Genomic DNA, 19805 nt, shown 5'->3' with positions numbered 1-19805 from the left:
CGTGAGGGACGAGGTCCAGAACGACGAGACCGTCAAGGCCTGCGAGATCGTCGAGGCCGACGAGATCGTCGAGGCCGTGAAGGCGGATGATGCCGACGATGCTGTCGAGACGGGGGAGAGCGTCAAGGCTGCCGAGACGGACGAGACCGATGAGGCCCATGCGCCCGAGGAGGCGGATGAGTCCGACGAGGCTCTCGAAACCGTCGAGGCCGTCGAGGCGTCGGAGACGCGACCCGGCGGCTACGCGGCGGCCCGGCTGCGCCTGCTCACCGAGGACGCGCGGTCCGGCCCGCCGCGCCGGGCGGCCCTCGCCCAGCTCACCGACGACTGGCTCGCACGACTGTTCACCAAGGCAGCCGGAGACGCCCAGGGCCCGCCGGGCCTGTCCCTCGTCGCCGTCGGCGGCTACGGCCGCGGCGAGCTGTCCCCGCGCAGCGACCTCGACCTGCTCCTGCTGCACGACGGCGCCGACCCGGCCGACGTCGCCGCCCTCGCCGACCGCCTCTGGTACCCCGTGTGGGACCTCGGGCTCACCCTCGACCACTCCGTGCGCACACCGGCCGAGGCACGCAGGACGGCCGGCGACGACCTCAAGGTCCAGCTCGGCCTGCTGGACGCCCGGCACCTCGCGGGCGACCTCGCCCTCACCGCCCGCCTGCGCACGGCCGTCCTCGCCGACTGGCGCGACCAGGCCGCCCGGCGCCTGCCCGAACTCCGGGAGCTGTGCGCCGAGCGCGCCGAACGCCACGGCGAACTCCAGTACCTGCTGGAACCCGACCTGAAGGAGGCGCGCGGCGGCCTGCGCGACGCCACCGCCCTGCGCGCCGTGGCCGCCTCCTGGCTGGCCGACGCCCCCCGCGAGGGCCTCGCCGATGCCCGCCGCCGGCTGCTCGACGTACGCGACGCCCTGCACCTGACCACCGGCCGCGCCACCGACCGCCTCGCGCTCCAGGAACAGGACCAGGTCGCCGCCGAGCTGGGCCTGCTCGACGCCGACACCCTGCTGCGCCAGGTGTACGAGGCGGCGCGCGTCATCTCGTACGCGAGCGATGTCACCTGGCGCGAAGTGGGGCGCGTACTCAAGGCCCGCGCCGTGCGGCCCCGGCTGCGCGCCCTGCTGGGCGGCGGCAGGCCGGGCGCGGAGCGCTCCCCGCTCGCCGAAGGGGTGGTGGAACAGGAGGGCGAGGTGGTGCTCGCCCGCGCCGCACGCCCCGAACGCGACCCCGTCCTCCCCCTGCGTGCCGCGGCCGCCGCCGCGCAGGCCGGTCTCCCGCTCTCCCTGCACGCCGTACGCCGCCTGGCGGCCACCGCGCGCCCCCTGCCCACGCCCTGGCCCGCCGAGGCCCGCGAACAACTCGTCACCCTCCTCGGCTCCGGCCGCCCCACGGTCCAGGTCTGGGAGGCCCTGGAGGCGGAGGGCGTGGTCACCCGGCTGCTGCCCGACTGGGAGCGGGTGCGCTGCCGCCCGCAGCGCAACGCCGTCCACGTCTGGACCGTCGACCGCCACCTGATCGAGACGGCCGTCCGCGCCTCCTCGCTCACCCGCCGCGTCGGCCGCCCCGACCTGCTGCTGGTCGCGGCGCTGCTGCACGACATCGGCAAGGGCTGGCCCGGCGACCACTCGCTGGCCGGGGAGACCATCGCCCGGGACGTGGCCGGCCGCATCGGCTTCGGCCGCGCCGACAGCGCCGTCCTCGCCACCCTAGTACGCCACCATCTGCTGCTCACCGACACCGCCACCCGCCGCGACCTCGACGACCCGGCCACCGTCCGCGCCGTCGCCGACGCGGTCGGCACGCAGAGCACACTGGAGCTGCTGCACGCGCTGACGGAGGCGGACGCGCTGGCCACCGGCCCGGCCGCCTGGTCCTCCTGGCGCGCCTCGCTCGTCGCCGACCTGGTGCGCCGGGCCACCGCGCTCCTCGCCGGCGACGTATCCGACGGATCCGAACCCGCCGCCGCCGAACCCACCGCCGAGCAGGAACGCCTCGCCGTCGAGGCCCACCGCACGGGCGGCCCCGTCCTGGCGCTGCGCGCGCAGACCGGCCCGCCGGACGAGGAGCCGGCCCGGTCGGCGGAACCGCTGGGCGCGGAACTGCTCATCGCCGTCCCCGACCAGCCGGGCGTGCTGCCCGCGGTCGCCGGGGTGCTCGCCGTGCACCGCCTCACCGTCCGCACGGCCGAACTGCGGACCGCGGACCTGCCCGACGGCTTCGGCGACCGCCCGGTCCTCCTGCTGAACTGGCGGGTCGCCGCCGAGTACGGCGCGCTGCCCCAGGCCACCCGGCTGCGCGCCGACCTCGTCCGGGCCCTGGACGGCTCCCTCGCCATCGCCTCCCGCCTCGCCGAACGGGACGCCGCCTACCCCCGCCGCCGGGGCGTCCTGGCACCCCCGGCGCGCGTGAGCCTCGCCCCCGCCGCCTCCCGGCACGCCACCGTGATCGAGGTCCGCGCCCAGGACGCGCCGGGCCTGCTGTTCCGCATCGGGCGGGCCCTGGAGGAGGCCGGGGTGCGGGTGCGGAGCATGCACGTGAGCACGCTGGGCTCCAACGCCGTGGACGCCTTCTACGTCACCGGCCCGGCAGGCGGTCCACTCCCGCCGCAGGAGGCGGCCTGCGCGGTACGCACGGTGGAGGAGACGCTGCGGGCGTGACCTCGCGGACGGCTGGTGCGTTGACCGGGTGTGGTCCCCGCCCGTGCGGGGACGGTCCACCGGCCCGGCACGTGCTGAAGATGGTCAAGGCCTTGTCCCCGCATGCTGCGGGGTTCCGCCCCCGCCCGCTGAACCCAACGGGTGGGGGCGATCGTCTTGCGCGGCCGGATACCCTGGAAGGCGCTCAGACTGCTCCCGACTCCGAGGACCGACGCCGCCGTGTTCGATACTCTCTCCGATCGCCTCTCAGCGACCTTCAAGAACCTGCGCGGCAAGGGGCGCTTGAGCGAAGCGGACATCGACGCCACCGCGCGCGAGATCCGCATCGCCCTCCTCGAAGCGGACGTGGCACTCCCTGTCGTCCGGGCGTTCATCAAGAACGTCAAGGAGCGCTCCCTCGGCGCCGAGGTCTCCAAGGCGCTGAACCCCGCGCAACAGATCGTCAAGATCGTCAACGACGAGCTGGTCACCATCCTCGGTGGCGAGACCCGCCGCCTCCGCTTCGCCAAGCAGCCGCCGACGGTCATCATGCTGGCCGGTCTGCAGGGCGCCGGCAAGACGACTCTCGCGGGCAAGCTCGGCCGGTGGCTCAAGGAGCAGGGCCACTCGCCGCTGCTGGTCGCCTGCGACCTCCAGCGGCCGAACGCCGTCAACCAGCTCAGCGTCGTCGCCGAGCGCGCCGGCGTCGCGGTCTACGCGCCCGAGCCGGGCAACGGCGTGGGCGACCCGGTCAAGGTCGCCCAGGACTCCATCGACTTCGCGAAGGCCAAGGTCCACGACATCGTGATCGTGGACACCGCCGGCCGCCTCGGCATCGACGCCGACATGATGCAGCAGGCCGCGGACATCCGGGACGCGGTGCGCCCCGACGAGATCCTGTTCGTCGTCGACGCGATGATCGGTCAGGACGCCGTGAACACCGCGGAGGCCTTCCGCGACGGCGTCGGCTTCGACGGCGTGGTGCTCTCCAAGCTCGACGGCGACGCCCGCGGCGGTGCCGCCCTGTCGATCCGGCAGGTCACCGGCAAGCCGATCATGTTCGCGTCCAACGGTGAGAAGCTCGACGACTTCGACGCCTTCCACCCGGACCGGATGGCCTCGCGCATCCTCGACATGGGTGACCTGCTCACCCTCATCGAGCAGGCGGAGAAGACGTTCAGCCAGGAAGAGGCCGAGAAAATGGCCTCCAAGCTGGCGTCGAAGAAGGGCCAGGACTTCACCCTGGACGACTTCCTGTCCCAGATGGAGCAGGTCAGGAAGATGGGCTCGATCTCCAAGCTGCTCGGCATGCTGCCGGGGATGGGCCAGATCAAGGACCAGATCAACAACCTCGACGAGCGCGATGTCGACCGTACCGCCGCGATCATCAAGTCGATGACCCCGGGTGAGCGCCAGGACCCGACGATCATCAACGGCTCGCGCCGCGCCCGTATCGCCAAGGGTTCCGGTGTCGAGGTCAGCGCCGTGAAGAACCTGGTGGAGCGGTTCTTCGAGGCCCGCAAGATGATGTCCCGCATGGCCCAGGGCGGCGGCATGCCCGGTATGCCGGGGATCCCGGGCATGGGCGGCGGCCCCGGCCGCAGCAAGAAGCAGCCGAAGAAGGCCAAGGGCAAGCAGCGCTCGGGCAACCCGATGAAGCGCAAGCAGCAGGAGCAGGAGGAGGCCGCCCGCCGCGCCGCCGCGGCCCAGGGCGGCGCCCTCGGCCTGCCGCAGCAGGGCGGCCAGGACTTCGAGTTGCCGGACGAGTTCAAGAAGTTCATGGGCTGAGCGGCCGTACGCCGTTCGTTCGTACGACGTTCGAGGGCGCTCCCGTCCGCGGGGGCGCCCTCAGCGCGTGCCGGGGTCCGCCAAGTGCCGTAACGTCCAGATATGAGCAATGCCGCGCCACCACGCAAGGCCCCTGACCAGCCGTGGCGCACCGAGGGCACCCCGGACGAGCCGCCCCGGCGGCCCGGTGGCAGGCGGACGCGCGGCCGGTGGTGGGGACTGCTCGTCACCGCGGTGATCGTCTTCCTGCTGGCCTACAGCGGGCTGAGCTACTACAACACCGGCAACGAGCCGACCATCTCGTACACGGAGTTCAGCAGGCAGGTCGACGCGGGCCACGTCAGCAAGATCTACTCCAAGGGCGACGCGATCCAGGGGCAGCTCAAGAGCGCCCAGGCCAGGCCGAGCGGCGGTGGCACGTACACCAAGTTCAGGACCCAGCGCCCGGCCTTCGCCGACGACCGGCTCTGGCAGAGCCTGAGCAGCCACCACGTGACCGTGACCGCGCAGCCGGTGGTGCAGGAGCGCGGGTTCCTGTCCAACCTGCTGCTGTCGCTCGCGCCGATCGTCGTCATCGCCGCGCTGTGGATCTTCTTCGCCCGGCGGATCGGCTCGGGACTGGGCGGGCCCGGCGGCCTGCTCGGCCGCAAGACGCCGCCGCGCCCGGTCGAGCTGCAACCGGGCACCCAGCGCACGACCTTCGCCGACGTGGCCGGTATCGACGAGGTCAAGGGCGAACTGGACGACGTCGTCGACTTCCTCAAGCACCCCGACGACTACCGCCGCATGGGCGCCAAGATGCCCCGCGGCGTGCTGCTCACCGGGCCGCCCGGCACCGGCAAGACGCTGCTCGCACGGGCCGTCGCCGGAGAGGCGGGAGTGCCCTTCTTCTCCGCCTCCGCCTCCGAGTTCATCGAGATGATCGTCGGGGTGGGCGCCTCCCGGGTGCGCGAGCTGTTCGCCGAGGCCCGCAAGGTGGCCCCCTCGATCGTCTTCATCGACGAGATCGACACCATCGGGCGGGCGCGCGGCGGCGGCGCCTCGATGGGCGGCTATGACGAGCGCGAACAGACCCTGAACCAGATCCTGACCGAGATGGACGGCTTCTCCGGTTCCGAAGGCGTGATCGTTCTGGCCGCCACCAACCGCGCCGACGTCCTGGACCCGGCCCTCACCCGCCCCGGCCGGTTCGACCGGGTGGTGAGCGTCGCGCCCCCCGACCGCGGCGGCCGGGAGGCCATCTTGCGCATCCACACCCGCGAGATCCCGCTCGCGCAGGGCGTGGACCTCGCCCGGGTGGCCCGTACGACGCCGGGCATGACCGGCGCGGAACTGGCCAACCTCGCCAACGAGGCCGCCCTGCTCGCGGTCAAACGCCGGCAGCGCGAGGTGACCCAGGCCGACTTCTCCGAGGCCCTGGAGAAGGTCCAGCTCGGCGCCGAACGCGCCCTGGTGATGCCCGAGGAGGAACGCCGGCGCACCGCCTACCACGAGAGCGGACACGCCCTGCTCGGCATGCTCCAGCCCGGTGCCGACCCGGTCCGCAAGATCACCATCGTCCCGCGCGGGCGGGCGCTCGGGGTGACCCTGTCCACGCCGGAATCGGACAAGTACGCGTACACGGAGGAGTACCTGCGCGGCCGGATCATCGGCGCGCTCGGCGGCATGGCGGCCGAGCAGGTCGTCTACGGCGTCATCACGACCGGTTCGGAGAGCGACCTCGAACAGGTCACCAACATCGCGCGCGGGATGGTGGCCCGCTGGGGCATGAGCGAACACCTGGGCCGCCTGTCCGCCCTGCCGAACGACGCCCAGCAGGCCTACGGGCTCTCCGCCGCCCCGCAGACCCTCGACGCCATCGACACCGAGATGCGGCGCATCGTCGACGAGTGCTACGACGAGGCGAGCCGCAAGCTGCGCGACCACCGTCCGCAACTGGACGCGCTGGCCGAAGCCCTGCTGGAGAACGAGACGCTCGAGGAGGCGCACGCCTACCGGGTCGCCGGCATCACCCGCCTGAAGAAGGACCTGGAGGCGGAGGTGGAATGAGACGGTCCGCTCCTACGGCGCGCGTGCCACGGCGCGCGTGCCACAGCGTGCCTGCCACGGCGCGCGCGTGCTACGGCGTGCGGGCGATCAGGTAGCGGAACACGTTGGGCATCCACACCGTGCCGTCGCGCCGCTGGTGGGCGTGGAGGGCCTCGGACAGCTCCTTGTCGACCTGGTCGCTTCCGGCCGCCGCGATCGCCGCGTCGAACAGGCCCGTGGAGAGCATGCCGCGCACCGCGCTGTCCAGGTCCGCGTACCCGAACGGGCAGGCGACGCGGCCGGAGCCGTCCGGGCGCAGCCCCGCGCGGCGGGCCACGTCCTCCAGGCCGTCGCGCGCCACCGGCGGCGGATCGGTCGCCCGGGTGGCCACGCGCAGCACGGCCGACGCCGCGCACCGCTCCGGCGGCCCCCAGCCGGCCAGCACCACCGGCGCTCCGCGCTCGGCGAGCGGCACCGCCGCAGCGAGCGCCCCGGCGGGCTCCTCGGTGTCGCCCGCGAGGCATCCGAGCGGCTCGAAGGCGGTGACGAAGGTGTACGCGGCCGTGCCCACGGCCGCCCCGTCCGCGCGGCCGGCGCCGGAGGAGCCGCAGGTCCCGGCCGCGCCGCGGCCGTGCGTCCCTTCGCGGTCCGTGTCGAGCGGTGCGCCGCCGAGGCCGTCGAGCGGTGCGCCCGCGGCGGCGCGGGGCGGCGGCCCCTCGACGATCCGGGCGTCCGCACGCGCGCGCGTGCCCCCTGCCCCGGGGGCCTCGGGCAGCAGCCGCTGCCGTGCGAGGGCCAGCCGTTCGGGACAGGAGTCGACGCCGGTGACCACGGCCCCTCGGGAGGCCGCCATGAGCAGGGCGAGCCCGGAGCCGCAGCCGAGGGCCAGCAGCCGTGTGCCGGCGCCCACGTCCAGTCGCTCGTAGACGGCCTCGTAGAGCGGCACCAGCATCCGCTCCTGGATCTCGGACCAGTCACGCGCGCGTGCACGCAGGTCCACCTGGGGCGCGGGGCCCGCGGGAGGATGGTGGCGACGCACGAGCGTAGGTGTCATGGATAAGCGCCCCAATCCGCCGAGAATTGCCGCTGTACCGATTTCCGTGGCCCCGTGCAGTGCGCGCGCACTTCCGTATGCCAGGTAACTCCCCGCTCCGCATCGCGTCCAGGGGTCGTGAGGGCCTGTTCGTCCGTTCCGGGCGTCCCGTCCGGAGATTTCACATCCCGGAAACCCGGGCCTCGCCCCGCCGTCGCGGAGACCGGGGGACGGGGCGGTGCGGGACACCTGGGACGCGCCCGGTAACGTCACCGTCGTCGCGCACGCCCGCCGAGGTACAGCCTTCCGCGGGGGATGCGGCCGAAACGTCTCTTGTACACCGCGCGTGCACCTGTGCACCGGCGCGCGTCGAGACCTACGCGCGGGTGCGTACGCGGGGCTACGCACCACCTTGGTATGAGCTGTGAGGCTTCTCCGCAGATCAGCGCACCCGCCCTCGTCAGGACGCATCAGCGGCAACTGACGGGTACGTGCAAATTATTTGGGATGCCCCGGAATAGGAACACAGTGGCACTCCCGCTCGTTGTCATTACGTGAGCACGACACAGACACCACCTGTTCTCGCAGCGGAGCTGGCACAGGCGTGGGCCGACATTCAGCGGTACCACCCCGAGCTGCCTGACCTTGCCGCCCCCGAGTCCCTGATCGGGGAGTCGTCGTCCGCGTGCGGGCACGAGCTCTCCTTCGAGCGACTGCTCCATGAGGCAGTCCACGGCATCGCCGCCGCGCGCGGGGTACGCGACACCTCCCGCGCCGGCCGCTACCACAACCGCCGGTTCCTTGCGATCGCCGAGGAGCTGGGCCTGGACCACCCCGACGAGCCGCACCCGAGCAGCGGCTTCTCCCTGGTCACGCTCAGCCCCGAGGCCAAGCGCCGTTACCGCCCGACGATCGAGCGCCTCCAGCGCGCCCTGAAGGCGCACACGGCGGCCACCTCCGCCGACACCGGCCGCAGCTTCCGCGGTCCGGCCGCCCGGCACGGCTCCTCCGGCGGCGGGGTCCGGGTCAAGGCGGTCTGCGACTGCGGGCGCAACGTACGCGTCGTCCCCTCGGTCCTGGCCCAGGCCCCGATCGTGTGCGGCGGGTGCGGCAAGCCGTTCAGGATCCCCGAGGTGGTGGGCGCGGCGGGCTGAGGCCGCGGCTGCTCGTGGCAGCCGCGCTCCGGCCGCCGTCCGGCGATCCGGTCCAGGGCCCGGGGGAGGGCTGACGGAGCGGTGACGGCACCCGGCCGCCGGGTGCCCCTGTGGCGTGCCCCGGCGGTGCCCACCCTCTGCCGGAAGGGCCCCGCCGGGTATGGCACAATGGCTAGCTGTACTCGACAGCCGCACAGGACCCCTCTCTCCTCCGGCTGACGCGTCCGTCGGGCACTCGGGTACCGCAACCCCACGCGGCGTTCCGCCGTGCCCCACCACGTCAAATCCAGGAGAACCCACTCCCGTGGCAGTCAAGATCAAGCTGAAGCGTCTGGGCAAGATCCGTTCGCCTCACTACCGCATCGTCGTCGCCGACTCCCGTACCCGCCGTGACGGCCGGGCCATCGAGGAGATCGGTCTGTACCACCCGGTGCAGAACCCCTCGCGCATCGAGGTCGACGCCGACCGCGTGGCGTACTGGCTCTCCGTCGGCGCCCAGCCGACCGAGCCCGTGCTCGCCATCCTGAAGAAGACCGGCGACTGGCAGAAGTTCAAGGGCGAGCCCGCCCCGGCTCCGCTGCTGCAGCCGCAGGAGAAGGCCGCGCGTCCGTCGTTCGAGTCGCTCGGCGGCGAGGACGAGGGCAAGGGTGAGGCCATCACCCAGAAGAAGAAGGCTGAGAAGAAGGACGAGGCCGCTGCCGAGTCCACCGAGGCCTGAGCAGCATGCTCGAAGAGGCGCTTGAGCACCTCGTGAAGGGCATCGTCGACAACCCTGACGATGTGCAGGTCGCCTCGCGCGACCTGCGCCGCGGGCGGGTGCTGGAGGTCCGGGTCCACCCCGACGACCTCGGCAAGGTGATCGGCCGCAACGGCCGCACCGCGCGCGCCCTGCGTACCGTCGTGGGCGCCATCGGCGGCCGTGGTGTCCGTGTCGACCTCGTCGACGTGGACCACGTCCGCTGACGCTTCATCGCAACCGGCTCGGGCCGGGGAGGGCCACTGGGCCGTCCCCGGCCCGCAGTCGTATGACAGGAGATCAAGCACAGTGCAGCTGGTAGTCGCACGGATCGGCCGTGCCCATGGCATCAAGGGCGAGGTCACCGTCGAAGTACGCACGGACGAGCCGGAGCTGAGACTCGCCCCCGGCGCCGTACTCGCCACCGACCCCGCCTCCGCCGGGCCGCTGACCATCGCCGCCGGCCGGGTCCACAGCGGCCGGCTGCTCCTGCGCTTCGACGGCGTCACCGACCGCACCGGCGCCGAGGCCCTGCGCAACACCCTGCTGATCGCCGACGTGGACCCGGACGAGCTGCCCGAGGACGAGGACGAGTTCTACGACCATCAGCTCATCGACCTGGACGTGGTCACCGAGGACGGCACCGAGGTCGGCCGGATCACCGAGATCTCGCACCTGCCCTCTCAGGACCTGTTCATCGTGGAACGCCCGGACGGCAGCGAGGTCATGATCCCCTTCGTGGAGGAGATCGTCGCCGAGATCGACCTGGAGGAGCAGAAGGCCGTCATCACGCCGCCGCCCGGCCTGATCGACGACCGCGCCGAGATCGCCTCCGCCCGGGGCGCCACGCCCGACCGGACCGCCGCGCGGACCTCGCCGTCCACGGAGGCCGACGGGAACCCCGAGCCCGACGGGAACCCCGAGCCCGACGGGACCCCGGAGTCCGAGGGGAACCCGGGGGACGCGTCGTAATGCGCCTCGACGTCGTCACGATCTTCCCCGAGTACCTCGAACCGCTGAACGTCTCCCTCGTCGGCAAGGCACGCGCGCGCGGGCAGCTCGACGTGCACGTGCACGACCTGCGCGCCTGGACGTACGACCGCCACAACACGGTCGACGACACGCCCTACGGCGGCGGCCCCGGCATGGTCATGAAGACCGAGCCCTGGGGCGACGCACTGGACACCGTCCTTGCCGACGGGTACGAGACGGGTGCCCACGCGCCCGCGCTGATCGTCCCGACCCCCAGCGGCCGCCCCTTCACCCAGGACCTCGCCGTAGAGCTGTCCGAGCGCCCCTGGCTGATCTTCACCCCCGCCCGCTACGAGGGCATCGACCGCCGCGTCATGGACGAGTACGCCACCCGGATACCGGTCTACGAGGTGTCCATCGGCGACTACGTCCTCGCAGGCGGCGAGGCCGCCGTCCTGGTCGTCACCGAAGCCGTGGCCCGCCTGCTGCCCGGCGTCCTCGGCAACGCGGAGTCCCACCGGGACGACTCCTTCGCGCCCGGCGCCATGGCGAGCCTCCTGGAAGGCCCCGTGTACACCAAGCCGCCGCTGTGGCGCGGCCGGGACATCCCGGACGTGCTGCTCAGCGGCCACCACGGGAAGATCGCCCGCTGGCGCCGTGACGAGGCCCTGCGGCGCACGACCGCCCACCGCCCCGACCTCATCGAGCGCTGCGCCCCCGGCGCCTTCGACAAGAAGGACCGCGAGATGCTGTCCATCCTGGGCTGGTCCCCGGACCCGGCGGGGGAGCCGTACGGCCGATTTTGGCGCAGGACCGACGGCGTGGAAGAATAGGCCGCTGCTGTGCGCCGTCCGGTGGGCGCCCCTGCCACAGGGGGACACGACGACCGCCCCGACCGCCCGGCAGACCTCGTGGAAATTCCTAGTTCCCGTTGATGACCTGTGGCATCAGCGAAGAAAGCAGAGACATGTCTCACCTGCTCGACACCGTCGACTCCGCGTCGCTCCGCGACGACGTCCCCGCCTTCCGTCCGGGTGACACCGTCAACGTGCACGTCCGCGTCATCGAGGGCAACCGCTCCCGTGTGCAGCAGTTCAAGGGCGTGGTGATCCGCCGCCAGGGTTCCGGCGTGCGCGAGACCTTCACGGTCCGCAAGGTCTCGTTCTCCGTCGGCGTCGAGCGCACCTTCCCGGTGCACACCCCGATCGTCGAGAAGATCGAGCTGGTCACCCGTGGTGACGTGCGCCGCGCCAAGCTGTACTACCTCCGTGAGCTGCGCGGCAAGGCCGCGAAGATCAAGGAGAAGCGCGAGAACTGAGCGCTTTCGGGAGTTCACATCGGGGCGGGATAGCATTCCGCCCCGATGGACACCGAAGCACAGCCGACGGAGCGCGACCGCTCCTTCGGCCCCTCCACAGCCGGAACCGAACAGACTCCGGACGCGCAGGGGCCGAAGGACCGGTCGCGTTCGTCGTTGGCGGCGCGTCTGACCGACGGGGTCCCCGGCGGACGGATCACCCTGTCCGTGGTGATCTGCCTGGTCCTCCTGCTGCTCGTCAACGCGTTCGTGGCGCAGCCGTTCCAGATCCCCAGCGGTTCCATGGAGCAGGGACTGAGGATCGGGGACCGGGTGCTCGTGAACAAGCTGGCCTACCGTTTCGGCGCCGGCCCGCGGCGCGGCGATGTCGTCGTGTTCGACGGCACCGGATACTTCGGGGACGCCGACTACGTCAAACGCGTTGTGGGTGTGGGGGCAGACCACGTGGTCTGCTGCGACGAGAAGGGCAGGATCGAGGTGAACGGACAGGCGGTCGACGAGTCGGCGTTCCTTCATCCGGGTGACAGTCCCTCCACGGTGCCCTTCGACGTCGTGGTGCCCGACGGCACCCTCTTCCTGCTCGGCGACCACCGCAGCGACTCCAGCGACTCGCGCGACCACCTGGGCTCCCCGGGCGGCGGCATGGTTCCGGTGGGGGACGTGATCGGCCGGGCCGACTGGATCGCCTGGCCGCCCGGCCACTGGACCCACCTCACCCGGCCCGGCGCCTACGCGCGCGTGCCCGCTCCCGCCTCCGCGGACGGCGGCCATGGGTAGCCGCGGCCGGCCACGCGGCAGACCGGCGGACGCCGCCGACGACCCGCTGCCCACCGGCATCCGGCGCGCGGCGAGCCCGGCCGGCGGGCGCACCCGCGCGGAGCGCCGCAAACTGCAGCGCAAGGTCAAGCGCAAGCGCAGGCGCTCGGCAGTCCGCGAGATACCGCTCCTGGTCGGTGTGGCCGTGCTCATAGCACTGGTGCTGAAGACCTTCCTCGTACAGGCCTTCGTGATCCCGTCGGGCTCCATGGAGCAGACGATCCGCATCGGCGACCGGGTCCTCGTCGACAAGCTCACCCCGTGGTTCGGGGCCGAGCCCCGGCGCGGTGACGTCGTCGTCTTCCGCGACCCGGGCGGCTGGCTGGACGGGGAGGAGACCACGCAGAAGAACGACCCGGTCGTGGTCAAACAGGTCAAGGAAGGCCTCACCTTCATCGGCCTGCTGCCCTCCGACAACGAGAAGGACCTGATCAAACGGGTCATCGGGGTCGGTGGTGACCACGTCAAGTGCTGCGACAAGCAGGGGCGGGTGACCGTCAACGGCGTTCCCCTGAACGAGGGGGATTACCTCTACCCGGACAACGCCCCCTCCGACACCCCGTTCGACATCACGGTCCCGAAGGGCCGGCTGTGGGTGATGGGCGACCACCGCGGCAACTCCGCGGACTCGCGCGCCCACCGCAACACCCCTTACGGCGGTACGGTCTCGGTGAAGTCGGTGGTGGGCCGGGCCCTGGTGATCGGCTGGCCGTTCAGCCACTGGACCACCCTGAGAGAGCCGGAAACCTTCGCCGCGGTCTCCGACTCGGCCGCCGGGTCGGACGCCGCCGACCCGCTGTCGCATAGGGTTGGCCCCTACGATCCCAACAGATCGGTTCAACTCCCGAGCCCTGCGGAACTCCCGCTCGTTATGGGAGTGGTGGGCCTGCGCCGTGCACGGGGCAGGCGGTGGCGCGGAGTGAGGAGTTGGCGTGGGGGATGTGGCGGTTGGCGCACGGTCCGGCAGCGACGGCGAGGAGCACCGCGGACACCCCGTGGACGCGGCGGCACCCGCTGCGGACAGCGCCGTGACCTCCGGGAACGACAGCAAGGCAGCCGAGGACGGCACGGTGACGGAGCACAACGACAGCGATGAGCAGGCCACCGGCCGCAGCGCCCAGGAGGCCAAGAAGCCGCGTTCCTTCTGGAAGGAACTGCCGATCCTGATCGTCATCGCCCTGGTACTGGCGCTGCTGATCAAGACCTTCCTCGTCCAGGCGTTCTCCATCCCGTCCGACTCGATGCAGAACACCCTGCAGCGCGGCGACCGGGTCCTGGTCGACAAGCTGACCCCGTGGTTCGGCTCCGAGCCCGACCGGGGCGAGGTCGTCGTCTTCCACGACCCGGACGACTGGCTTGCCGGTGAACCGACGGCGAGCCCCAACGCCCTGCAGACGGTGCTCAGCTGGATCGGCCTGATGCCGTCCGCCGAGGAGAAGGACCTGATCAAGCGGGTCATCGGAGTCGGCGGCGACACCGTCGAGTGCCAGGGCACCGGCCCGCTGAGGGTCAACGGCAGGGCGTTGAACGAGCCGTACGTCTACCCCGGCAACACCCCGTGCAGCCAGGACGACCAGGGCGGCCAGTTCAAGGTCAAGGTGCCGGAGGGCTTCATCTGGGTGATGGGCGACCACCGGCAGAACTCCCGGGACTCGCGCTACAACCAGGCCGACAAGAACCACGGCATGGTCCCGGTCAAGGAGGTCGTGGGCCGTGCCATCGTGCGTGCCTGGCCGGTCAACCGCTGGGGCACCCTGCCCGTCCCCGACACCTTCGACCAGCAGGGCATCGGCCAGCAGACCTCGGCCGCGGGCGCACTGACGGTGGCGCCCGGCGGCGTGGCGCTCACTGCCGCGGTGCCCATGGTGATCTGGCGCCGCAGGCGGATCCTGAAGGCCGAGACCGGCACCGGCACACCCACCACGGCCACCGGAAGCCGCTGACCGCCGGCCGTGGGGCGGAGCCCTGATCCCTACGAGAAGCCCTGACCGGTACGGCGGAGCCCTGGTCCGTACGAGACGCCTGTGAAGCCCCCGTGGAGCTGTGGTTCCGGCCCCGGAAGGGGCTGCCCGGGCTCGGTACCGCCGGGTAGGGTGCGGATCCATGGGTGGCGAGAGCACGACGCGTACGGCCCCGCGCAGCGGCGGCACAGGCAGGGCACCGGCAGGCGGCAGGACGGGACAGCGGCTGTCCGGGCTCGCCGTGGCGCTCGGGCTGGTGCTGTTCCTCGGCGGATTCGCCTGGGCCGCGGTGGTGTACCGGCCCTACACCGTGCCCACCAGTTCCATGACACCGACGATCGGCATGGGCGACCGCGTGCTGGCCCAGCGCGTCGACGGCGACGAGGTGCGCCGCGGCGATGTCGTCGTCTTCCACGACAAGACATGGGTGGCGAACGCGCCCGTGGTCAAGCGGGTGGTGGCCGTCGGCGGCGACGAGGTCGCCTGCTGCACCGACGGCAAGCTCACCGTCAACGGCAAGCAGATCGACGAGCCGTACCTGAAGGGCGGCCCCGCCGAGATCACGAACTTCCCGACCGTCAAGGTGCCCGAGGGCCGCCTGTTCCTGCTCGGCGACGAACGCCAGGGCTCCCTGGACTCCACCGCCCACCTCACCGACGCGGCCCGCGGCACCGTCTCCCGCGCCGACGTCACGGCCCGGGTCGACTCCGTGATCTGGCCCGCGAAGGGCATGCTGGAGCGCCCCACCGGCTTCGAGACGCTGGGCGCCCTGTCCCGGCCGGGACCGCTGCGCACGATCGTCGCCCTGATCATCGCGGGCGCGGTGCTGGTCCTGGCCGGTGGCGCCTACGGCCCGATCGCCAAGCTGCTGGGCGGCTCCCGTGGCCGTACGCGGACGGAGCCGGCCCGTGCCCGCTGAGACCGCCGACGCGGGCCCGGACGCGCACGGCTGCGACTCGAAACCGCGCAAGGTGGCCCGGGTGGTCCTGCTCGACCCCACGGACCGCGTCCTGCTGCTGCACGGCCACGAGCCGGACGATCCGGCAGACGACTGGTGGTTCACGCCGGGCGGCGGCCTGGAGGGCGACGAGAGCCGCGAGGAGGCCGCGCTGCGGGAACTCGCCGAGGAGACCGGCATCACCGACGTGGACCTCGGGCCGGTGCTCTGGCGCCGCCGTTGCTCCTTCCCGTTCGCGGGCCGCCGCTGGGACCAGGACGAGTGGTACTTCCTGGCCCGGACCACCCAGACGGCGACGGCTGCCACGGCCCTGACCGAACTGGAGCGGCGCAGCGTCGTCGGAGCACGCTGGTGGACGTGTCGGGAACTGGCCCGCACGCATGAGACCGTGTATCCGACCAGACTCGCCGAGCTGCTGCGCACGGTGCTCGACGAAGGTCCCCCGGCCGCGCCCGTGACCCTCGACACCGAAATCGTCTAGGGGCTCACGGGACTGGCGCACAATGGGGAGACCGTACGGCTGAAGGGGAACATGCCATGAGCGCCGAGGACCTCGAGAAGTACGAGACCGAGATGGAGCTGAAGCTCTACCGGGAGTACCGCGACGTCGTCGGTCTGTTCAAATACGTGATCGAGACCGAGCGGCGCTTCTACCTCACGAACGACTACGAGATGCAGGTCCACTCCGTGCAGGGCGAGGTCTTCTTCGAGGTCTCGATGGCCGACGCCTGGGTGTGGGACATGTACCGGCCGGCCCGGTTCGTGAAGCAGGTGCGCGTGTTGACGTTCAAGGACGTGAACATCGAGGAGCTGAACAAGAGCGACCTGGAACTCCCCGGCGGCTGAGCCTGCGCCGGAGTCCGCGGCCGGCAGGCCGGGAAAAACACTCATGTGGGTGACGGAGTTGTCCACAACCGGTGAGTAACCCACCAAGATCCACACCGCGGACGCGGATACGTGACGGTGGGCGCCGGAGGTGGTGCCGACATGACCACGCATCAGGCACGCAGTGCACTCGGCAAGTACGGAGAGGGTCTGGCCGCGCGCCGGCTGACCCAGGCGGGCATGACAGTCCTGGAGCGCAACTGGCGCTGCGGCAGGACCGGCGAGATCGACATCGTGGCCCGCGACGGCGACGTCCTGGTCGTCTGCGAGGTGAAGAGCCGCAGGGCCGGACCGTTCCAGCACCCCATGGCCGCCGTCACACCCGAGAAGGCCGCCCGCCTGCGCGGCCTCGCCGAACGCTGGATCCACTCCCACGGCGGCGCACCCCCCGGAGGCGTCCGCATCGACCTGGTCGGCATCCTGCTGCCCCGGCGCGGCGCACCCGTCGTCGAACACGTACGGGGGGCAGCCTGATGGGATTCGCACGCACGTGCTCCGTGGCCCTCGTCGGCGTCGAAGGCGTCGTCGTCGAGGTCCAGGCCGACCTCGAACCGGGCGTCGCCGCCTTCACCCTCGTGGGACTACCGGACAAGAGCCTGACCGAGAGCCGGGACCGCGTACGGGCCGCCGTGGTCAACTCCGGCGCCGAGTGGCCGCAGAAGAAACTCACCGTCGGACTCAGCCCCGCCTCGGTACCCAAAGCCGGCAGCGGCTTCGACCTCGCCGTCGCCTGCGCTGTGCTCGGCGCCGCCGAACGGATCGACCCCCACGTACTCGCCGACATCGTGATGATCGGCGAGCTGGGCCTGGACGGCCGCGTCCGCCCCGTACGCGGCATCCTGCCCGCGGTCCTGGCCGCCGCCGACGCCGGATACGAACAAGTGGTCGTCCCCGAATGCGCCGCAGCCGAGGCCTCCCTGGTCCCCGGCGTCTCGGTGCTCGGCATCCGCAGCCTGCGACAACTCATCGCCGTCCTCACCGACGAACCCGTCCCGGACGAGGAACAGCACGAACACGGCCGCCCCGACCCGCTCCTCGCCGGACTGCGCCTACCCGGCACTGGAGCCGCCACCGGCATGCACAGCGGCATGGGAGCCGCCCAGCACGACCGGGGACACGACCTCGCCGACGTCGTCGGCCAGCGCTCCGCACGCACCGCCCTGGAGGTCGCCGCCGCCGGCGGACACCACCTCTTCCTGCAAGGACCACCCGGCGCGGGCAAGACCATGCTCGCCGAGCGACTGCCCGCCGTCCTGCCCCCGCTCGCCCGCCAGGAATCCCTGGAAGTCACCGCGGTCCACTCCGTGGCCGGACTCCTCCCACCGGGCAAACCGCTGATCGACCTCGCCCCCTACTGCGCCCCCCACCACTCCGCGACCATGCAGGCACTCGTCGGCGGCGGCCCCGGCGTCGCCCGACCCGGCGCCGTCTCCCTCGCCCACCGAGGCGTGCTCTTCCTCGACGAGACCCCCGAATTCAGCAGCCACGCCCTCGACGCCCTGCGCCAGCCCCTGGAGGCAGGACACGTCGTGATCGCCCGCAGCGCCGGTGTCGTCCGGTTCCCGGCGAAGTTCCTCATGGTCCTCGCAGCCAACCCATGCCCCTGCGGACGATTCTCCCAGCGCGACACCCTCTGCGAATGCCCACCGTCCTCCATCCGCCGCTACCAGGCCCGGCTCTCCGGACCCCTGCTGGACCGGGTCGACCTACGGGTCGAAGTCGACCCCGTCACCCGCGCCGAACTGGCACAACGCGACGCCCGGGGCGAATCCACGCAGACCGTGGCCTGCCGCGTACGCGCCGCCCGGGAACGCGCCACCACCCGGCTCGCGGACACACCCTGGCGGACCAACAGCGAAATCCCCGGCCGCGAACTGCGCAGCCGCTGGCACGCCGTCCCCGGCGCCATGGACGAGGCCGAACGCAACCTGGAACGCGGCGTCCTCACCGCCCGCGGCCTCGACCGCGTACTGCGCGTCGCCTGGACGGTCGCGGACCTCGTCGGCCACGACCGGCCCGACGCGAGCGACGTCGCACTGGCCCTCCAACTGCGCACCGGAGTACCCCGCGGAGTGCCCATGGCCCTCGGAGCACCGGCATGACCGTGACCCCGCGCCCCCGAGACCCCTTCGACACACCCGACCCCGAACTGCCGGCCCGGGTCTTCCTCAGCCGCGTCCTGGAGCCCGGCGACGCCACCGGCGGACGCTGGGTGCGGGAGCTGGGCGCGGCGGGCACGGCCCGCCGACTGCTCGACGGCGGACCGCCCCTGCCCGGCGTCTCCCACAAGCGATGGTCGGGACTGTGCGCGCGCGCCGCCCGAGCCGATCCCGAACACGACCTCGCCGCCGCCCGGGACGCCGGCGTGCGGTTCGTGTACCCCGGCAGCCCGGAATGGCCCGCCCAGCTCGACGACCTCGGGGACGCCCGACCCACCGGACTGTGGGTGCGCGGCCGGGCCGCCCTGCGCATGTGGGCCCTGCGGTCGGTGGCCCTGGTCGGCGCCCGGGCCTGCACCGAGTACGGCGCCCACATGGCCGCCACCCTCGCCGCCGGCCTCGCCGAACGCGGCTGGGTAGTGGTATCCGGCGGCGCCTACGGAGTCGACGGCGCAGCCCACCGCGGCACACTCGCCGGCGGCGGCGCCACCGTCGCCGTACTCGCCTGCGGCGTCGACCGGCCCTATCCCCGCGGCCACACCGAGCTCATCACCAGAATCGCGCACCAGGGACTCGTGATCGGCGAGCTGCCACCCGGCGACCACCCCACACCCAGCAGATTCATCGTCCGCAACCGGGTCATCGCGGCCCTCACCCGCGGCACCGTGGTCGTCGAGGCCGCCCACCGCAGCGGGTCACTCGTCACCGCGCGCGCCGCACAACGCCTGGGCCGCCACACCATGGGCGTCCCGGGACCGGCCACCAGCGCCCGCTCGGCCGGCGTCCACGCACTGCTCCGCGACGGCGCGACCCTCATCACCGACGCCGCGGAAATCATCGAACTCGTCGGCGACATCGGCGAACTCGCCCCCGACCGACGCGGCCCCGTCCTCCCGCGCGACCTGCTCGAACCGGAGGCCCGACAGATCCTGGCCGCACTGCCCGCCCGCGGCGCGCCCACCGCCACCGCCATCGCCCGCGACGCCCGGACGACCCCGGACGACGCGATCGCCAGACTGTACGAACTCCGCTCGCTCGGCTACGTCGAACGACATGGCGACGGATGGAAGTTGACACGCCAGGCGATGATCTCGGCGCGAGCCGTCCCGGACGGCTGCTGACCGAGCGTGTTCGGCCGTCCGGGGGAACACCGACGCCTGCGTAAATTCCCGCAGTTGGGCGTTCCCGCTATCACCCAGGGTGACGCGGATGACCCCGTGGAGCGCCATGCGGAACGTATCTGCGCACGCCCCGCGCCCCGCCGTTCGCGCACCGCGACACTCCAGTCACGCTACGCTCACGTGGTTCCGACGCGGACACCCGATACCGAACCCAGACCGACAGCTCACCCAGAAAGCCGCATCC

The 19805-nt window shown here is 72.3% G+C and carries 19 protein-coding genes; 18 read left to right on the top strand and 1 reads right to left on the bottom strand.

From position 1 onward, the window contains the following. Nucleotide 1: 1 nt before the first annotated feature. The 3 genes from ACFC02_RS07230 (at nucleotide 2) to ftsH (ending at nucleotide 6469) form a co-directional block, all read left to right on the top strand. The gene (locus ACFC02_RS07230; protein WP_376353417.1) at nucleotides 2–2653 is read left to right on the top strand and encodes a [protein-PII] uridylyltransferase; all 2652 of its coding nucleotides are present in this window, start codon (nucleotides 2–4) and stop codon (nucleotides 2651–2653) included. A gap of 219 nt (nucleotides 2654–2872) precedes the next feature. Then, nucleotides 2873–4420, top strand: coding sequence for a signal recognition particle protein (ffh, locus tag ACFC02_RS07225; protein WP_376353415.1), 1548 nt, complete (start codon nucleotides 2873–2875; stop codon nucleotides 4418–4420). A gap of 102 nt (nucleotides 4421–4522) precedes the next feature. Further along, nucleotides 4523–6469 carry an ATP-dependent zinc metalloprotease FtsH gene (gene ftsH / locus ACFC02_RS07220; protein WP_376353412.1) on the top strand — a complete coding sequence of 649 codons (1947 nt, stop codon included), beginning with the start codon at nucleotides 4523–4525 and terminating at the stop codon, nucleotides 6467–6469. 70 nt (nucleotides 6470–6539) lie between these two features. Here the strand turns inward: ftsH and ACFC02_RS07215 are convergent, their stop codons facing one another. Further along, nucleotides 6540–7502, bottom strand: coding sequence for a class I SAM-dependent methyltransferase (locus ACFC02_RS07215; protein ID WP_376353409.1), 963 nt, complete (start codon nucleotides 7500–7502; stop codon nucleotides 6540–6542). Between the two features lie 533 nt (nucleotides 7503–8035). Between ACFC02_RS07215 and ACFC02_RS07210 the strand changes: the two genes are divergently transcribed. The 15 genes from ACFC02_RS07210 to dprA all read left to right on the top strand — a co-directional run bounded on the left by ACFC02_RS07210 (nucleotide 8036) and on the right by dprA (nucleotide 19561). Further along, on the top strand, nucleotides 8036–8635 hold the full coding sequence (locus ACFC02_RS07210; RefSeq protein WP_018567945.1) for a hypothetical protein: 600 nt from the start codon (nucleotides 8036–8038) through the stop codon (nucleotides 8633–8635). Nucleotides 8636–8939: 304 nt separating this feature from the next. Beyond that, the gene (gene rpsP, locus ACFC02_RS07205; protein WP_360974992.1) at nucleotides 8940–9353 is read left to right on the top strand and encodes a 30S ribosomal protein S16; all 414 of its coding nucleotides are present in this window, start codon (nucleotides 8940–8942) and stop codon (nucleotides 9351–9353) included. 5 nt (nucleotides 9354–9358) lie between these two features. Next, nucleotides 9359–9598, top strand: a complete 240-nt coding sequence (locus tag ACFC02_RS07200; RefSeq protein ID WP_005479813.1) for an RNA-binding protein — start codon at nucleotides 9359–9361, stop codon at nucleotides 9596–9598. Nucleotides 9599–9680: 82 nt separating this feature from the next. Beyond that, a complete protein-coding gene (rimM, locus tag ACFC02_RS07195) occupies nucleotides 9681–10343 on the top strand; it encodes a ribosome maturation factor RimM (protein WP_376353404.1) in 663 nt (220 codons plus the stop codon). Further along, on the top strand, nucleotides 10343–11176 hold the full coding sequence (gene trmD / locus ACFC02_RS07190; protein WP_376353401.1) for a tRNA (guanosine(37)-N1)-methyltransferase TrmD: 834 nt from the start codon (nucleotides 10343–10345) through the stop codon (nucleotides 11174–11176). Before rimM ends, trmD begins: the two co-directional genes overlap by 1 nt. A 134-nt stretch (nucleotides 11177–11310) precedes the next feature. Then, nucleotides 11311–11661: a 50S ribosomal protein L19 gene (rplS, locus tag ACFC02_RS07185; protein ID WP_360212008.1), complete on the top strand. Its 351-nt coding sequence runs from the start codon at nucleotides 11311–11313 to the stop codon at nucleotides 11659–11661. A gap of 45 nt (nucleotides 11662–11706) precedes the next feature. Beyond that, on the top strand, nucleotides 11707–12438 hold the full coding sequence (lepB, locus tag ACFC02_RS07180) for a signal peptidase I (RefSeq protein ID WP_376353397.1): 732 nt from the start codon (nucleotides 11707–11709) through the stop codon (nucleotides 12436–12438). Further along, nucleotides 12431–13573, top strand: coding sequence for a signal peptidase I (lepB, locus tag ACFC02_RS07175; protein ID WP_376353395.1), 1143 nt, complete (start codon nucleotides 12431–12433; stop codon nucleotides 13571–13573). Before lepB (ACFC02_RS07180) ends, lepB (ACFC02_RS07175) begins: the two co-directional genes overlap by 8 nt. After that, nucleotides 13548–14420 carry a signal peptidase I gene (gene lepB, locus ACFC02_RS07170; RefSeq protein WP_376353392.1) on the top strand — a complete coding sequence of 291 codons (873 nt, stop codon included), beginning with the start codon at nucleotides 13548–13550 and terminating at the stop codon, nucleotides 14418–14420. Before lepB (ACFC02_RS07175) ends, lepB (ACFC02_RS07170) begins: the two co-directional genes overlap by 26 nt. A gap of 160 nt (nucleotides 14421–14580) precedes the next feature. Then, nucleotides 14581–15357: a signal peptidase I gene (gene lepB / locus ACFC02_RS07165; protein WP_376353389.1), complete on the top strand. Its 777-nt coding sequence runs from the start codon at nucleotides 14581–14583 to the stop codon at nucleotides 15355–15357. Then, nucleotides 15347–15877: an NUDIX hydrolase gene (locus ACFC02_RS07160; RefSeq protein ID WP_376353386.1), complete on the top strand. Its 531-nt coding sequence runs from the start codon at nucleotides 15347–15349 to the stop codon at nucleotides 15875–15877. The genes lepB (ACFC02_RS07165) and ACFC02_RS07160 overlap by 11 nt, the downstream gene beginning before the upstream one ends. 56 nt (nucleotides 15878–15933) lie before the next feature. Further along, on the top strand, nucleotides 15934–16242 hold the full coding sequence (locus ACFC02_RS07155) for a DUF2469 domain-containing protein (RefSeq protein WP_003965949.1): 309 nt from the start codon (nucleotides 15934–15936) through the stop codon (nucleotides 16240–16242). A gap of 141 nt (nucleotides 16243–16383) precedes the next feature. Then, complete coding sequence (locus ACFC02_RS07150; protein WP_376353383.1) at nucleotides 16384–16755, top strand: YraN family protein; 372 nt, start codon at nucleotides 16384–16386, stop codon at nucleotides 16753–16755. Next, entirely contained in the window at nucleotides 16755–18383 is a 1629-nt protein-coding gene (locus tag ACFC02_RS07145; RefSeq protein ID WP_376353381.1) for a YifB family Mg chelatase-like AAA ATPase, read from the top strand. The genes ACFC02_RS07150 and ACFC02_RS07145 overlap by 1 nt, the downstream gene beginning before the upstream one ends. Further along, nucleotides 18380–19561: a DNA-processing protein DprA gene (gene dprA, locus ACFC02_RS07140; RefSeq protein WP_376353378.1), complete on the top strand. Its 1182-nt coding sequence runs from the start codon at nucleotides 18380–18382 to the stop codon at nucleotides 19559–19561. The genes ACFC02_RS07145 and dprA overlap by 4 nt, the downstream gene beginning before the upstream one ends. Nucleotides 19562–19805 lie beyond the last annotated feature (244 nt).

The sequence above is a fragment of the Streptomyces sp. NPDC056160 genome (genome assembly GCF_042268205.1).
In the GTDB taxonomy this organism is placed as follows: Bacteria; Actinomycetota; Actinomycetes; order Streptomycetales; family Streptomycetaceae; genus Streptomyces.
Note: the sequence above shows the minus strand (reverse complement) of the source record. Positions and strands in the feature narration are given on the sequence as shown.

Coding starts and splice junctions, on each gene's coding strand:
- ftsH (WP_376353412.1), top strand. CDS start 4,523: ATGAGCAATGCCGCGCCACCACGCAAGGCCCCTGACCAGCCGTGGCGC.
- ACFC02_RS07215 (WP_376353409.1), bottom strand. CDS start 7,502: ATGACACCTACGCTCGTGCGTCGCCACCATCCTCCCGCGGGCCCCGCG.
- ACFC02_RS07200 (WP_005479813.1), top strand. CDS start 9,359: ATGCTCGAAGAGGCGCTTGAGCACCTCGTGAAGGGCATCGTCGACAAC.
- trmD (WP_376353401.1), top strand. CDS start 10,343: ATGCGCCTCGACGTCGTCACGATCTTCCCCGAGTACCTCGAACCGCTG.
- rplS (WP_360212008.1), top strand. CDS start 11,311: ATGTCTCACCTGCTCGACACCGTCGACTCCGCGTCGCTCCGCGACGAC.
- lepB (WP_376353397.1), top strand. CDS start 11,707: ATGGACACCGAAGCACAGCCGACGGAGCGCGACCGCTCCTTCGGCCCC.
- lepB (WP_376353395.1), top strand. CDS start 12,431: ATGGGTAGCCGCGGCCGGCCACGCGGCAGACCGGCGGACGCCGCCGAC.
- lepB (WP_376353389.1), top strand. CDS start 14,581: ATGGGTGGCGAGAGCACGACGCGTACGGCCCCGCGCAGCGGCGGCACA.
- ACFC02_RS07155 (WP_003965949.1), top strand. CDS start 15,934: ATGAGCGCCGAGGACCTCGAGAAGTACGAGACCGAGATGGAGCTGAAG.
- ACFC02_RS07150 (WP_376353383.1), top strand. CDS start 16,384: ATGACCACGCATCAGGCACGCAGTGCACTCGGCAAGTACGGAGAGGGT.
- ACFC02_RS07145 (WP_376353381.1), top strand. CDS start 16,755: ATGGGATTCGCACGCACGTGCTCCGTGGCCCTCGTCGGCGTCGAAGGC.
- dprA (WP_376353378.1), top strand. CDS start 18,380: ATGACCGTGACCCCGCGCCCCCGAGACCCCTTCGACACACCCGACCCC.